Below are 16,001 nucleotides of genomic sequence, written 5' to 3'. Positions count from 1 at the left end.
GACAATATGTGTAAGAAATGCATGTGAAAAATTGATGAGAGCAATGGAACGCATATGAAAATTACCTCAGCTCGTCAAGATCAGGGTATTCCGGGTGTCTATGGCTTATTGCTATTAGATGTTGTTTCACGTTGGGGATACAACGACGAAACATTATTTGCTCCATTTCATCTTACTAGCGAGCAACTGGCGGATCCTGACTATCGTATTTCTACACCAGTAGCAAATGAACTGGTAAAACACGCGCTTAATTTAACTGGCGAAACTACGTTGGGTTACCATCTTGGTACTCAAATGCGTATTTCAATTCATGGCTTCATTGGCTATGCAATTATGACAGCCAAAGATATTACTGAAGCAATTGCTCTTGCGGCTCGCTTTATTCAGCTACGCTTACCCTTTTTACAATTATATTTCTCAACTTTTGGGCCCAAAGCAACCTTACAATTACAGTGTGATATTGAACTTGAACCTTTGCGTACAGAAATCGTTTTAGGTTTAACCATTGGTATCATGAGCATGGCGAAAGCGATTACTGGTATTGAAGATTTAGCTGGTGATGTAGATTTAGATTTCCCAGAACCAGTAGGTTTTGACAAATATAGAAATAAGCTAAGCAGCACAATTCGCTTTAACCAACCTCATTTAATTTCAAGTTTCGATAAAAAATATTTAGGAATTAAATTGGTTAATGCTGACCCTATCGCAAGTCAAGTTGCTATTAATCAGTGCGAAGCTGAACTATCCGCTTTAGGTGAACGCCGTCGTTTAGCAATGCGAGTTCGTGATATTTTAAGTAATTCTGAACAACATTATTTAAGCATCGAAAATGTAGCTGAATGTCTACATATGTCTGATCGAACACTCAAACGTCAATTAGCAGCGGAAGGAACATCATTTTCAACTTTAGTTGATGAAGTACGCTATCGACATGCAACATCTTTACTTTCACGTACAGATTATAGTCTTGAACAAATTGCTGATGAACTTGGCTATTCGGACGTTGCAAATTTTAGCCGTGCTTTTAAACGCTGGAGCGGCCGCAGTCCGAGCAACTGGCGTAAAGACCCATACTTATAATTTTTAAAACTATTGGACACAAGCTTAAGGAGTTACCATGAATCATCCTTCGGAACTGAAGTATGCACGTACACATGAGTGGGTAAAGATTGAGGGTGATCTTGTTATTACAGGGATTACCGATCATGCACAAGATGAACTTGGCGATTTGGTTTACGTTGAAACTCCAGAAGTTGGGAGTAAAGTTACTGCTGGCGAACAAGCTGGTGTGGTTGAATCAGTAAAAACTGCTTCTGACATCCATGCTCCTGTTTCAGGTACTGTAGTAGAAGTAAATACTGACCTTGAAGATGATCCTGATTTTGTAAATGACGATCCATATGGTAAAGGTTGGATTTATAAAATCAAACCAGACAACATTGCAGATGTTGAAAAACTTTTAACAAATGCAGAATATGAAGCTGGCTTATAAAAGATAGCTAAAGCTTTTCATATTTAATAAAAACCAGTTTAGTCTTAAACTGGTTTTTTCTTTATCTATTCAAATTCAGTTTTACGAATCGGTGACCTCTATGACAAAGCTTGTTGTATTCTCTGGCGCTGGCATGAGTGCCGAAAGTGGAATTAGCACTTTTCGTGACAGTAATGGTCTATGGGAAAATTACGACATCCAACAAGTTGCCACACCTGAAGCATGGCAAAAGAACCCTGCTCTAGTTCAACGCTTTTACAATGAACGACGTAAAAATATTTTAGAATCTCAACCCAATTCAGCTCATCAATATATTGCAAAGTTACAAGACTATTTTGACGTACAAGTTATTACTCAAAACATTGATGATTTACATGAACGTGCCGGAAGTACCAAAGTTTTACATTTGCATGGAAACATTCGTTTAGCAAAGAGTTCTGGCCCAAATGCACAATTTACAACTCAATTTTATGTCATTAACGGTTGGAAATTAGATTTAGAACATGACCTGTGTCCAGATGGTTATCCCCTTCGTCCACATGTTGTTTGGTTTGGTGAAGCTGTACCTGTTTATGAAGAAGCAATTAGAGTCGTGCAAAGTGCAGATATTTTTATTGTAATCGGCTCTACATTAAGCGTATATCCGGTTGCGGGTTTAGTGCATGAAATTGCAGCTCAATGTAAAGCTTACTATATAGATCCCCAAGCAGATCATGGACGTGTTCCTCAACAATACGAATTATTAAAGATGTCAGCGACTCAAGGAATGCATGAACTTTTTGAAAATTTAACCAATTAATTGCTAATTTTAAGGATTAAATAAATGTAATTTGAATAAAAACTACTATCTTTTAGATAAAACTTCCTAACATTGTTCTAATTTTGCTCAATAAAACTTTATCTCCTAACCATTTTGTAACTAGATTTAGAGTTATTTTTTTGAAATATTTTTTATTCTCCCCAAAATTTAAAAAAAACAAATATTAAAAAATTATAAGCTAATGATTAATATTATAATTTTTCTCTTTAAAAACCCACTTATTTTAAGTTACACAATGATACAAAAGTACAATATAAAAATAACAGAGTAAAAAAAATCTTTTGTGGTTGAATCTCAACCTCTTGAATGCCGTACAAGAAAACAGCGACCTGGATTAGGTTACAATCACGGATTATGGATATAAGGACACACATCCATCATGAGTTATTTTGATCCCACCCTCATCATGTTTATGGTGTACATCGTAGCAATGGTACTTATTGGCTTATTTGCCTACCGTGCTACAAGCGACTTCTCCGATTATATTCTCGGTGGTCGTAGTTTAGGCAGTTTCGTTACTGCGTTATCCGCAGGCGCATCAGACATGAGTGGCTGGCTACTCATGGGTTTACCTGGAGCGATTTATCTTTCTGGTCTATCTGAAGCGTGGATTGCAATTGGTCTAATTATCGGTGCTTGGCTTAACTGGCTACTGGTTGCTGGTCGATTACGCGTTCATACTGAAATTCAAAACAATGCATTAACTTTGCCAGATTATTTTACAAGCCGTTTTGATGATCAGAAAAAAGTACTTCGCATTTTCTCTGCCGTTATCATCTTGGTTTTCTTCGCTATTTACTGTGCTTCAGGCATGGTAGCTGGTGCCCGTTTATTTGAAAATTTATTCGGCATGTCATACAACACAGCCATTTGGCTCAGTGCTATTGCAACCATCAGTTATGTTTGTATTGGTGGATTCTTAGCAATTAGCTGGACTGATACATTCCAAGCTGGATTGATGATTTTTGCTCTATTGTTAACACCAATTGTGACTTATCTTGCAATCGGGGACACAACTCATTTTGTTACCCTAATTGAAACTGCTCGTCCACATGCATTTAACATCTTCTCAGATTTTGGGGTGGTAGCAGTTTTATCCTCCATGGCATGGGGCCTCGGTTACTTTGGTCAACCCCACATTCTTGTACGTTTCATGGCGGCTGATTCAGTAAAATCTATTCCTGCTGCTCGTCGCATCGGTATGACGTGGATGATTTTATGCTTAATCGGTGCTGTAGGTGCGGGTTTCTTCGGTATTGCTTATTTTGAACAACACCCTGAATTAGCAGCAGTTGTGAGTAAAAACCCTGAAACTGTATTCATGGAATTGACTAAAATTTTATTCAATCCATGGATTGTGGGTATCATTTTGGCTGCAATTTTAGCTGCCGTTATGAGCACGCTAAGCTGTCAACTTTTGGTATGTTCAAGTGCTTTAACTGAAGATTTATACAAAGGTTTCCTCCGTAAAAATGCATCTCAAAAAGAACTCGTATGGGTTGGTCGTCTCATGGTTCTTGCCATTGCTCTTCTTGCAATTTTTCTTGCAGGGAACCCTGATAGTAAGGTTCTTGGTCTTGTTGCTTATGCATGGGCTGGCTTCGGTGCAGCGTTTGGTCCGCTTATCATCTTGTCATTGTTCTGGAAACGTATGAATTTACAAGGTGCTTTAGCTGGTATGATCGTTGGTGCAGTTGTAGTAATTGGCTGGAAAAATCTTTTCGCAAGCACAGGTGTTTACGAAATTATTCCAGGCTTTATCCTTGCATTTATTAGCATCATTGTTGTTAGTCTTTTAACTAAAGCGCCAAATACTACGGTAACTGGGCGTTTTGAAAAAGCAGATGAACTCTACAAAGAAAGTGTATAAGTTATTGAAATAAATAAAGGGGCTTCGGCCCCTTTATTTATTCTTGGTTTTAATTTTAATTTTAGAAGTGTCTTTTACCACTTGCATGACTGGATAACTACGAGTCTCTTTGACTCCGGGCAATTGCCACAACACCTGCCCAGCAATGCGTCTAAATTCCTCCATACTGCCACTGCGTAATTTAATTAGAAAATCAAAGCCACCACTCACCATATGGCATTCAACAATTTCCGGATAGTGCACCACAGCATCAATAAATTCATCTAAAACGTTAGGTGTCGTTTTATCCAGTAATACCTCAACAAACACCAGAAAATTAGCATTTAACTTAACTGGATTTAATTTAGCTTCATATCCTAAGATGAATTCATCTTTCGTTAATTTCTGAACTCGGGCCATCACAGCTGTTGGAGATAAATTCACAAGTTCGGCCAATTTACTATTAGAAATTCGCCCATCTGTTTGAAGAATATCCAAAATTTTTAAATCAGTGCGGTCAAGGCTTAATATTGGGCCATTCATCTGAATTTTCCTCTAAAAAATTGGCTAAATATAGTGAGTTATTCGGTGTTTCTTCTGTAATGATAAATTATCTAAACCTCTCTACTCAAGATGAGTTTACGAGAGCTGGTTGGCGGAAACAGATATGAACACAATGGATACTTTTCATCAAATGGATAAATCTCACCAAGGCTATATCACCGAATTCAACGATAAAAGTGAGTTTGAACAACGCATCAATACAGCTTGGCGACGTGCTGAACCAGAAGCTGTAGAAGAGCTATTACAAGCTGCTGCGGTATCTGATGATTTAGATCATAAAATTTATGACCTTGCTTTTAATCTTGCTAATAATTTACGTGAACGTAAGACCTCTTCGGGTAAAGCAGGTATTGTTCAAGGGTTATTACAAGAATTTTCTCTTTCTTCACAAGAAGGCGTGGCACTCATGTGTCTTGCTGAAGCTTTGCTTCGTATTCCTGATTCAGCAACACGTGATTTGCTTATTCGAGATAAGATCAATCAGGGTAACTGGAAAGAACACGTTGGCCAAAGCAGCTTAATGTTTGTAAATGCTGCTGCATGGGGCCTCATGTTAACTGGTAAGCTTATGGAAACTCCAAAGCAAACCAGTCTTTCAAGTGTACTTACTGGGCTCTTAGCACGTAGTGGTCGTGGCATTATTCGTAAAGCTGTTGACGTCGCAATGCGTATGATGGGTGAGCAGTTTGTGACTGGTGAAACCATTGAAGAAGCTGTAGACCATGCGAAAGTACTCGAAGACAAAGGGTTCCGTTATTCTTACGATATGTTGGGTGAAGCAGCCTTAACCGAACATGATGCTGAACGTTACTTTAACGATTATACGCAAGCTATTCATGCAATTGGTAAAGCATCTAATGGTAAAGGCGTTTATGATGGCCCAGGTATTTCAATCAAGCTTTCTGCTTTACACCCTCGCTATCAACGCGCGCAAATTGAACGTGTTCATCAAGAACTTTACGGCAAAGTATTTGAACTCGCTCTTTTGGCTAAAAATTACAATATTGGTTTAAATATTGATGCAGAAGAATCAGAACGCTTAGAAATTTCGCTTGAATTACTTGAACGTCTTTGCTTCGAGCCAGAACTTGCAAACTGGAAAGGCATCGGTTTCGTTATTCAAGCTTATCAAAAACGCTGTTTCTTCGTGGTTGATTATATTATTGACCTTGCTAAACGCAGCCAAAAACGCCTCATGATCCGTCTTGTGAAAGGTGCGTATTGGGATAGCGAAATTAAGAAAGCGCAAATCGAAGGTATGGATGACTACCCTGTCTTCACTCGTAAAGTACATACCGATTTATCTTATATCGCTTGTGCTAAAAAATTACTTGCAGCGCCAGAGTTCATCTATCCGCAATTTGCTACTCATAATGCTCAAACATTGGCAACGATCTATCATTTAGCTGATCCAAGCAAATATTATGCTGGTCAGTATGAGTTCCAATGTTTACATGGCATGGGCGAGCCGCTTTATGAACAAGTTGTTGGTCCACGTGAGCAAAATAAATTAGGCGTGCCATGCCGTATTTATGCTCCTGTTGGTAACCATGAAACTTTGTTGGCTTATTTAGTTCGTCGTTTACTTGAAAATGGCGCGAATACTTCATTCGTTAACCGTATTGCCGATAAAACGCTTAAAGTTGATGATCTTATTCAGTCTCCAATTTACGATATTCGTAATGCAGCTAAGCTTGAGGGTTCGATTGGTTTAAAACATCCATCTATTCCACTACCTTTAGATATATACGGAACACTTCGTAAAAACTCTAAAGGCTATGATTTAGCAAATGATGCTCCACTTGCAGCTCTAGACAGCAAAGCTCAAGAATTACGTAATCGTGTTTGGCAAAGCCATCCATTATTGGCAAATAACGATTCATTAGAGCAAGGTCATTCTGTTGCAATTACAAACCCAGCACAAAATGATGAAATTGTTGGTTATGTACAAGAAGCTGATCTTAAGCATGTCGAAATCGCTCTTACTGCAGCTGAACAAGCTCAATCAGAATGGTCAAATACGCCTAAAGAACAGCGTGCTCAACACTTAAAACGTGCAGCTGACCTAATGGAAAGTCGCATTCAAGAATTGATGGTTTTACTTTGCCGTGAAAGCGGGAAAACTTATGCCAATGCCATTGCAGAAGTTCGTGAAGCTGTAGATTTCCTACGTTACTACGCAACTCAAGTTGAGAATCTTCCTGCAAATACAGCTATTCAGCCTTTAGGTACTGTACTTTGTATTAGCCCATGGAACTTCCCTCTTGCGATTTTCTCTGGCCAAATTGCTGCAGCATTAGTGAGTGGTAACTGTGTTATTGCTAAACCTGCTGAACAAACACCATTAATCGCAGCTCAAGCAGTTCAGATTTTATGGGAAGCTGGTATTCCACATGGTGCTGTACAGCTACTTCCTGGTCGTGGTGAAACAGTGGGTGCTCAGCTTAGCCAAGATAGTCGTATCGATGGCATCATGTTTACTGGCTCGACTGAAGTTGCAAAAATTTTACAGAAAACTGTTGCGAAACGTTTATCTGATAATGGTCAATCTATCCCTCTCATTGCAGAGACTGGCGGTCAAAACGCCATGATTGTGGACTCCTCAGCTTTAACTGAACAAGTTGTGCTTGATGTTGTTAGTTCTGCTTTTGATAGCGCGGGTCAGCGTTGCTCTGCTTTACGTATTTTATGTGTGCAAGAAGACAGTGCTGCAACCGTTATTAAAATGCTTAAAGGTGCAATGCAACAGTTGATCGTAGGTAACCCTGCAATTTTAAAAACTGACATTGGTCCTGTTATTGATGACGAAGCAAAACAGACGATTGACCAGCACATCCAAAAAATGAAGTCTAAAGGCTACCCTGTACATCAGTTGATGTTTGGAGCAACAAGCCAAAATGAATTAGATAAAGGAACTTTTGTTGTACCAACAGCAATTGAACTTCCTAATCTTGATGACTTACAACGCGAAGTTTTTGGTCCAGTTTTACACATCATTACCTATAAGTATGGTGAGCTTGAACAACTCATTTCACGAATTAATGCCAAAGGTTATGGTTTAACAATGGGTCTACATACCCGTATTGATGAAACCATCCAAACAGTCATTCAACATGCTGAAGTGGGTAACCTTTATATCAACCGTAATATTGTTGGTGCTGTTGTTGGTGTTCAACCATTCGGAGGTGAAGGTCTATCTGGTACAGGTCCAAAAGCTGGCGGTCCGCTTTACATGTATCGCTTAATGCAACATTGTTCAAACAAAGTATTGGCAACACCATTTGCCATGAAGACTGAACAAACTGCTTTTGAAGGCTTTAACCGTGAGGTTTATCAAAGCTTACAAAATTGGGCGAAGCAGCATTTACCGCAAGCAAATCGTGAGATTGAACCATTTGGTGTTGGTAAATTCTATGAGTTACAAGGCCCTACTGGGGAAAGTAACCAATATATTATTTTGCCGCGTCATCGTGTTCTTTCGATTGCAGACACTGAACAAAATCAATTGCATCAGTTGCTCGCAATTTTTGCAGTAGGTAGCCAAGCAGCAGTAATGCCAAATAGTCCATTATTGGCAAAATACAAACAAACTTTGCCAAAAGATGTGCTTGCAGCAATTACTACGGTTAAAAACATCACATCAGATGATTTTGATGCAGTTTTACATCATGGTAACCGTGAAGAAATCTTCTCATTACAGCAAGAAGTTGCTAAACGTTCTGGTGCAATCGTGGGTATTACACACGTTGAGCCGAATGAAACTATTCCACTTGAACGTTTAGTGATTGAACGTGCAATTAGTGTGAATACAGCTGCAGCTGGTGGTAACGCAAGCTTAATGACAATGACTGATTAATCGATAATTTTCTAAAAAAGCCCAAATCTCAGTATTTGGGCTTTTTTATTTAATAAAGTAATCTATTCTTAAATATATAAATTTTATCAAATCGAGATTTTCATAATGGTCTTTTTAGAACCAGAACAATATCAACAAAGATGCGTTCAACTTTTTAATTCGTATAAAAAATATATTTCTACACTTCTACCCTTTGCCAAAATTGAACACATTGGTTCATCTGCAATACCGAATGCAATTTCAAAAGGTGATCTAGATATTTACGTTGAAGTTAAACCTGATCAATTTGAATTCGCAATAGCGCAGTTAAAAGCACTTAATTTTATGGAGAAGCAAAATACACTAAGGACAGATGAGCTTTGTATGCTCGAATCACTCAACAACGATGATGTGGCATTTCAAATTGTAGTAACGGATTCAGTATTCACATTTTTCTTAACATTTAGAAATAAACTTATGGATTCTCCAGCTCTAGTCAACGAATATAACCAGTTAAAATTAGAGTGTAGCTATTTAGACCATGACCAATATAGAACAATAAAAGCAGATTTTATTAATCGCATTTTGAAACATCCTTAATTTTAACGTTAGTCTTGCTTATCGATATCTAGCTAAAATTGGCTCCTGTAACTCCGTTTTTTTTGATACCATTCACTATTTGATTCTGTCTAAATTTTCTTTGTCTATGACCTCTTCTTATCATCAACAACTTCAAACTAAAATTGACCGCATTACTGCCCAATTTTCTGAATTTACTCCACCTACATTAGAAGTGTTTGAGTCACCTGAACAACATTTCCGTATGCGTGCTGAGTTTCGTATCTGGCATACAGAAAATGACATGTTCTATGCCATGTTTGAACGTAACGATGATGACAAGCAAAAAACAGTTGTACGCATTGATGAGTTTCCTATTGCGGACCAAAGCATTAATGATTTAATGCCAAAACTTTTGGAAGAACTCAAAGCGGAACCCAAGCTTTCTAACCGTATATTTGAAGCTGATTTCCTCGCTACACTTAGCGGAGAAATGTTAGTTACCTTAATTTACCACCGTAAACTAGATCAAGAATGGGAACAGGCAGCTAAAGCGCTTGCTGAGAAATTAGACATTAAAATTATGGGCCGCAGTCGTGGCCAGAAAATTATTATTGGCGATGATTTCGTCGTTGAAGAATTCGAACTTTTAAACCGTTCATTTAAATACAAACAAATTGAAAGTAGCTTTACTCAGCCAAATGCACAGGTTTGCAAAAAAATGCTGCAATGGGCATGCGATGCAGCTGAAGGATCGAAAAAACACTTATTAGAGCTGTACTGTGGTAATGGTAACTTTACTCTTCCGCTTTCTTTAAAGTTTGAACGCGTTTTGGCAACAGAACTTGCAAAATCCTCTGTTTATGCTGCTCAATGGAACATCGAACAAAATCAGATTGATAATATTCAAGTAGCCCGCCTTTCAGCTGAAGAATTCACTCAAGCTTATCAAGGTGAGCGCGAATTCCGCCGTCTACAAGAAGCAAATATTGATATTCAGAGCTATGACTTTGATACCGTATTTGTTGATCCCCCACGTGCAGGGATTGATGACGAAACTTTGAAATTATTACAGGGTTTTGAACGTATTATTTATATTTCATGCAACCCAGATACACTGTATGAGAACTTAAAAATATTAGGTTTAACTCACCGTATTACTAAGTTTGCATTGTTCGATCAATTCCCTTATACGCATCATGTTGAGTCAGGTGTATTACTTGAGAAGATTTAAACAAAATCTTTCATTGTAAAGTTTTAAGTAAGGAGGTTATATACCTCCTTATTTTTTAACACTTTATTAGTTAAGTATTTAAATTTTCAAAAAATATCAAGTCATCTATTCGTCATAATTTCGTTTAACTCTAGCATTCCTATCGAAAATTCTTGAGTTCAATTGGTGGATTTATCACTTATAGAGACTTGTATTTTATTTTAAATTGGCTATATTTCGAGCTATGTTAGGTTGTATATGAAGGCTCTATGAGTTTTTGGCAAAAGCTGTTCTTAGCAGATCAACAGCATAACGAGCATAAAAACCAAACTGCTTGTGTTGAAAATGACTGCTCATGTAAAACAAATGAACAACTTCTAAGTGCTCTTGCACTAGCAACAGATGAAGATGTCATTAAGGGAATAAAAAAAGTTCTTATTTCCCGTGGTTATAGCCGAAAAGAGTTAAATGAACTCACTCAAAAACCATCTATTCACTAATAAAAAAGCCAGTCTTGTACTGGCTTTTTTATATTTCACTTTATTTGGCAATCTGTCTGATCAACCGAACCAACTATTGGCCCCATTTCAAATAATTGATCATTACGCTTGTTTTTTTGAATATATAAACTAGAAATAGAACCATCAAGATATAAAGCCTGCTCTACCTTAAGATTTCTTTGAAAGAACTGAGCAACTCTATAGAAACTCACGCTATGTTTCGATATTACAAAGTAGAGCTTATTATTTCGAATACCCACGCCATTACGAATTTTGTTCGATTGAGAGTCTGGTAAAAAAAGGGAGTTTATCTTCCCATCAATAACTAACATCGGGCCAGATTGTGTCGCATACTCAACGTGCAAATCGCGTCGACTATATTGCTGTGTTGTTAAAATAAAGGCCTGTTTTTTATTCCAACCTAGCACTCCATTCGGCTGTAAAAAGAAATTTCCCCATCCTTTATTTTCATTTAATGGCTGAATTACTTTAGCCTGTTCAACATACAGCCCTACTGGAGAAAATCCCGGATGAAACATCCCTGCATTCATTGCAAAAGAAAGATGCTCACATCGTTTTAAATTTTTCTGAATATTATTAAAGCTTTTGTAATACTTTTGATTAGTGGAATTCTTAAGAAAAAGACGCAACTGTTTTAAATTGCTAATTGCAATCACATCATATTGATCGCCCTCCGCCGTTTTAAGTTTCTGATGTTCTATGGCATAGACAGACTGAATCAAAAGACCATATATCGTTAAGCACCATATCAACCATTTCATTTAGTGTCCCCAAGCATGACATTTTTCCTTCATATGAAATCTTTAAATTATATACAATAAAGACAAATAGATTAGGTATGTACCAAACTCATTCATTCGACGTAATCAATACACTCCACATGACTGATATTGGTTATAATGTTGGCAGCTTTCAATAAAAGCCATTTACACTTTATTGGATCAGCGTAAGCATGCAACAACCGAATAAGCGCTACCCCCTAGGGGCTCATCTCATCGTAAAACATCTCGGCTATAGCCATCATGGTATATATGCTGGGAGAGGTCGAGTTATCCATTATTCAGGCTTAGCGCATTTCATCAAAAAACGCCCAATTGAAATCACTTCAATAGATGCATTCTCGCATGGCAAAAAAATACACGTTCGCTCTTATGACAAGCCGCGCTATAAAGGCAAAGCTATCGTGCGCCGCATGCGTTCACGTATGCATGAAAACAATTACCATCTAATTATTAACAACTGCGAACATTTATGCAGTTGGGCAATTACTGGAATTGAAAGTAGTACCCAAGTTGAACGTATGATGCACCGATTAACGACCATCGGTTATGTAAGTTCAATCATGAGCTATATGAATGGTATGATGCTTACTGTCGCAACCACATGTTTTGCTCTTGTTCTTTATATTAAAAAGAAACTACGTGATCAGGCAAAAATGAAGATCCCTACTTACCAATTCCTAAGAGAAAAATCTAAACGAAGGAATATTGATCCTTCAGCACCCTTAGTATTCTTAGATCCAGATAAAAAAGAACCAATTTAATAAAAAAGCCCTCATATTTGAGGGCTTTTTAGAAAACTTAAAACTTATTTTTTAGCTGCACTAGCAGCAGTTGCTTCAGTGGTAATATTTACAGTGATCTTATCACCAACGTTCGGCACATAACTTCCTAGACCAAATTCAGAACGATTGAATGAAGTTGTAGCATTAAAACCAATCGCTGGAACTTTCGCCATTGGATGCTCGCCTTGCTTATTTAAAACAGCATCAAGTACAACAGGTTTAGTTACACCTTTAACAGTTAAATCACCAGTAATTTTAAAGTGCTTTTTGTCTTTAGTTTCAACTTTAGTACTTTTAAAAGTAATGTTTGGATATTTAGCTGCATTAAACCAAGCTTCTTCTTGGAACTCTTTATCCAAAGCAGGAACGTTTGTATTTACGCTGCTTAAAGGAATAGTTACATTAACAGATGAGTTTGCTGGTTTAGCATTATCAACTTTAATTACACCTTGGATATCTGAGAAGTTAGCGCTTGGAGTAGAAAAACCAAAGTGATTCCACGAGAAAACAGTAGCTGTATGTGTTGGATCAATTTTGTAGTCAACTGGAGCAGCTAGAGTAACTGAACTAGCCAATGCTACTGCCAAACCGAAGCTTAATGTTTTAAGATGCATTTTTCGTATCCTTTATTGATATAGTCATTAGTGTATACATCAAGTAATTTAATTCACTATTCTTTATAAAACGATATGTTTCATCCATGCAACAATAAAAGCGTTACAGTTATTATTTAAAAACAATATTATAAAGTATAGGTACTATCGTACCGTGTCTGGATTCTTAAATTAATTCGTTTTTACTTCGATTTTTGATTAATAATAAGGTAAAACATGGCTAACACTGCTCAAGCACAAAGTACTTCCACTCCATATCGAGTAACTCTTACCGATCCTTCAGGTCACCAATGGTTTGCTGATGAACCTACCGATAAAGGTGGGCAAGATACTGCACCAAACCCAGTTCAAATCTTACTGTCTGCTTTAGGTGCTTGCACTACCATCACATTAGAGATGTATGCGAATCTTAAAGGTATTAAGATTGATCATGTTCAAGTGGACTTATCATTAAACCCAAATGGTGAGCCTGAGAAAGGCCAAAATAATATTGAACGCAAAATCACGCTTAAAGGTGAATTCACGGAAGACCAGCACAAGCGATTATTAAAAGTTGCTGAAAACTGCCCTATTCATAAATTACTGACGTCTCAAATTAATATTCAAACCGAACTTAGCATTTAATCTTCAAATATAAAAAAAGCGCTCCATGAGGAGCGCTTTTTTTACACTACTTTAATATTTAAGCAGTTAATTCTTTTACTGCCGTAACAACAGCTTCAGTTGTAATACCAAAGAATTGGAACAAGTCTTTTGCTGGTGCAGACTCACCATAAGTTGTCATACCAATTACTTTGCCATCAAGACCAACAAACTTCCACCAGTAGTCCACATGAGCTGCTTCAACTGCAACACGTGCACGGATATGAGCTGGTAATACAGCTTCACGATATGCAGCGTCTTGTTTCATAAACTCTTCTGCACATGGCATAGAAACTACACGCACACCATCAAGTTGAGCATAAGCTTCCATTGCTAAAGAAATTTCAGAACCAGTTGCAATAATGATTGCTTTCAATTCGCCTTTTTCTTGAGCAAGAACATAACCACCCTTTGCAACATTTTGAATTTGTTCTTCAGAACGTGCTTGGAATGGTAAGTTTTGACGAGAGAAAATAAGTGCTGTAGGGCCATCTTTACGCTCTAGAGCAGATTTCCACGCAGTAGCAGTTTCTACAGTATCAGCAGGACGCCATGTATTTAGGTTCGGTGTACCACGTAAAGAAGCAATTTGTTCGATTGGTTGGTGAGTTGGACCATCTTCACCTAAACCAATTGAGTCATGTGTATAAACATGAATTACACGTTGTTTCATCAATGCAGACATACGTACTGCATTACGCGCATATTCCATAAACATTAAGAATGTTGCAACGTAAGGAACAAAACCGCCATGCAATGCAACGCCATTCGCAATTGCAGTCATACCGAACTCACGTACGCCATAATATACGTAGTTACCAGCTGGGTTTTCTTGAATACCTTGGCAACCTTTCCAAAGCGTTAAGTTAGAACCAGCTAAGTCAGCAGAACCACCTAATAATTCAGGCAATAAAGGACCAAATGCTTGTAATGTGTTTTGGCTCGCTTTACGTGTTGCGATGGTTTCGCCTTTCGCATTTGTTTCACGAATGAAAGCATCTGCTTGTGCTGCAAATTCAGCTGGTAAATCACCGCTAATACGACGAAGTAACTCAGCTGCTTCAGTTGGATATTTTGCTTGATATTGTGCAAATACCGCATCCCAAGCTGCTTCAGATTCAGTACCTTTTGCTTTCGCGTCCCATGCAGCATATACATCAGCAGGAATAACGAATGCTTCTTCTTTCCAGCCTAATGCTTCACGAGTTAAAGTAATCTCATCTTTACCTAATGGCGCACCATGACAGTCTTCTTTACCTTGTTTATTTGGTGAACCTAAACCAATAATCGTTTTACACATAATGATTGTTGGTTTTTGAGTTTCAGCTTTTGCTTCGATTGTTGCTTGACGAATCGCATCAGCATCATGTCCATCAACACGAAGAACTTGCCAACCATAGGCTTTAAAACGCTCTTCTGTATCATCGCTGAACCAGCCTTCTACTTCACCATCAATTGAAATGCCATTGTCATCATAATAAGCAATCAATTTACCAAGCTGTAAAGTACCTGCTAAAGAACATACTTCGTGAGAAATACCTTCCATTAAACAGCCATCACCCAAGAAACAATAAGTAAAGTGATCAACTACTTTTAAATCATCTTTATTGAACTGAGCAGCTAAAGTCTTTTCTGCCAATGCAAAACCAACAGCGTTTGCAATACCTTGGCCTAAAGGACCAGTCGTAGTTTCAATACCTGGTGCATAACCATATTCAGGGTGACCAGGAGTTTTTGAATGTAATTGACGGAACTGTTTTAAATCTTCAATTGAAAGATCATAACCTGTTAAATGAAGCAAAGCGTATTGCAACATTGAACCATGGCCGTTTGATAAAACGAAACGGTCGCGGTTTGCCCATTGTGGGTTAGTTGGGTTGTGATTTAAAAACTCGCGCCAGACGACGTCAGCAATATCTGCCATCCCCATTGGAGCACCAGGATGCCCTGAGTTTGCCTGTTGCACAGCATCCATTGCCAATACACGAATTGCATTTGCAATACGACGTTCGTTTAAAGGGGTCGTCATAAGATCAGAATCCAATTTTAATAGATTGATGAAAAGAAGAAGATGAATAACAATTCAATGCCGCTATATTGTCTTAAAAAAAAGGCTGAGGGTAAACCCCAACATAGTATATTTCTTTATTTTTAACCGTTTCTTGGTTACACAAAAATCATTTGGACCTTTAAGTTATACAAAACAGTGCTCATTTTCTTAAATACTGCTTCCCTATACGAACAGACCATTCTATTAGACTTTGATATATAGATAAAATATTTTGAAATCTCTATCTAGGTCGATCATGTTTCTTTTCTTTAAAATCCT

General features: G+C 37.7%; 14 protein-coding genes. 10 read left to right on the top strand and 4 right to left on the bottom strand.

Annotated elements, in window-relative coordinates; all coding sequences use genetic code 11:
* Positions 1 to 54: 54 nt before the first annotated feature.
* The 4 genes from ACT53H_RS07185 (at position 55) to putP (ending at position 4,182) form a co-directional block, all read left to right on the top strand.
* Positions 55 to 1,080, top strand: coding sequence for an AraC family transcriptional regulator (locus ACT53H_RS07185; RefSeq protein WP_474769893.1), 1,026 nt, complete (start codon positions 55 to 57; stop codon positions 1,078 to 1,080).
* A 37-nt stretch (positions 1,081 to 1,117) separates the two neighbouring features.
* Positions 1,118 to 1,492, top strand: coding sequence for a glycine cleavage system protein GcvH (gene gcvH / locus ACT53H_RS07180; protein WP_005069578.1), 375 nt, complete (start codon positions 1,118 to 1,120; stop codon positions 1,490 to 1,492).
* A gap of 91 nt (positions 1,493 to 1,583) precedes the next feature.
* A complete protein-coding gene (locus tag ACT53H_RS07175; protein ID WP_476008936.1) occupies positions 1,584 to 2,291 on the top strand; it encodes an SIR2 family NAD-dependent protein deacylase in 708 nt (235 codons plus the stop codon).
* Between the two features lie 400 nt (positions 2,292 to 2,691).
* Positions 2,692 to 4,182, top strand: coding sequence for a sodium/proline symporter PutP (gene putP / locus ACT53H_RS07170; RefSeq protein WP_004792784.1), 1,491 nt, complete (start codon positions 2,692 to 2,694; stop codon positions 4,180 to 4,182).
* Positions 4,183 to 4,215: 33 nt separating this feature from the next.
* Here putP and ACT53H_RS07165 read toward each other — a convergent pair whose 3' ends face one another.
* Entirely contained in the window at positions 4,216 to 4,704 is a 489-nt protein-coding gene (locus ACT53H_RS07165) for an Lrp/AsnC ligand binding domain-containing protein (protein ID WP_004792785.1), read from the bottom strand.
* A 124-nt stretch (positions 4,705 to 4,828) separates the two neighbouring features.
* On the opposite strand from ACT53H_RS07165, the gene putA reads away from it, so the two are divergent.
* The 4 genes from putA to ACT53H_RS07145 all read left to right on the top strand — a co-directional run bounded on the left by putA (position 4,829) and on the right by ACT53H_RS07145 (position 10,831).
* Positions 4,829 to 8,581 (top strand): trifunctional transcriptional regulator/proline dehydrogenase/L-glutamate gamma-semialdehyde dehydrogenase, encoded by a 3,753-nt coding sequence (gene putA, locus ACT53H_RS07160; protein ID WP_476008935.1) that lies wholly within the window; start codon positions 4,829 to 4,831, stop codon positions 8,579 to 8,581.
* 105 nt (positions 8,582 to 8,686) lie between these two features.
* Positions 8,687 to 9,160 carry a GrpB family protein gene (locus ACT53H_RS07155; RefSeq protein ID WP_476008934.1) on the top strand — a complete coding sequence of 158 codons (474 nt, stop codon included), beginning with the start codon at positions 8,687 to 8,689 and terminating at the stop codon, positions 9,158 to 9,160.
* 106 nt (positions 9,161 to 9,266) lie between these two features.
* The gene (gene trmA, locus ACT53H_RS07150; RefSeq protein ID WP_416715591.1) at positions 9,267 to 10,352 is read left to right on the top strand and encodes a tRNA (uridine(54)-C5)-methyltransferase TrmA; all 1,086 of its coding nucleotides are present in this window, start codon (positions 9,267 to 9,269) and stop codon (positions 10,350 to 10,352) included.
* Between the two features lie 248 nt (positions 10,353 to 10,600).
* Positions 10,601 to 10,831 (top strand): hypothetical protein, encoded by a 231-nt coding sequence (locus ACT53H_RS07145; protein ID WP_003651412.1) that lies wholly within the window; start codon positions 10,601 to 10,603, stop codon positions 10,829 to 10,831.
* 35 nt (positions 10,832 to 10,866) lie between these two features.
* Here the strand turns inward: ACT53H_RS07145 and ACT53H_RS07140 are convergent, their stop codons facing one another.
* Positions 10,867 to 11,613: a phosphodiester glycosidase family protein gene (locus ACT53H_RS07140; RefSeq protein WP_476008933.1), complete on the bottom strand. Its 747-nt coding sequence runs from the start codon at positions 11,611 to 11,613 to the stop codon at positions 10,867 to 10,869.
* Between the two features lie 191 nt (positions 11,614 to 11,804).
* Here ACT53H_RS07140 and ACT53H_RS07135 point away from each other — a divergent pair, with 191 nt between their 5' ends.
* Positions 11,805 to 12,395, top strand: coding sequence for a lecithin retinol acyltransferase family protein (locus ACT53H_RS07135; protein ID WP_476008932.1), 591 nt, complete (start codon positions 11,805 to 11,807; stop codon positions 12,393 to 12,395).
* Between the two features lie 44 nt (positions 12,396 to 12,439).
* Here the strand turns inward: ACT53H_RS07135 and ACT53H_RS07130 are convergent, their stop codons facing one another.
* The gene (locus tag ACT53H_RS07130) at positions 12,440 to 13,030 is read right to left on the bottom strand and encodes a YceI family protein (protein WP_174739716.1); all 591 of its coding nucleotides are present in this window, start codon (positions 13,028 to 13,030) and stop codon (positions 12,440 to 12,442) included.
* A 216-nt stretch (positions 13,031 to 13,246) separates the two neighbouring features.
* Between ACT53H_RS07130 and ACT53H_RS07125 the strand changes: the two genes are divergently transcribed.
* Positions 13,247 to 13,654 carry an OsmC family protein gene (locus ACT53H_RS07125; RefSeq protein WP_151828050.1) on the top strand — a complete coding sequence of 136 codons (408 nt, stop codon included), beginning with the start codon at positions 13,247 to 13,249 and terminating at the stop codon, positions 13,652 to 13,654.
* A gap of 58 nt (positions 13,655 to 13,712) precedes the next feature.
* Here the strand turns inward: ACT53H_RS07125 and tkt are convergent, their stop codons facing one another.
* The gene (gene tkt / locus ACT53H_RS07120; protein ID WP_004792800.1) at positions 13,713 to 15,701 is read right to left on the bottom strand and encodes a transketolase; all 1,989 of its coding nucleotides are present in this window, start codon (positions 15,699 to 15,701) and stop codon (positions 13,713 to 13,715) included.
* Positions 15,702 to 16,001: the final 300 nt, after the last annotated feature.

Source organism: Acinetobacter sp. DMC2 (assembly GCF_056314305.1).
Note: the sequence above shows the minus strand (reverse complement) of the source record. Positions and strands in the feature narration are given on the sequence as shown.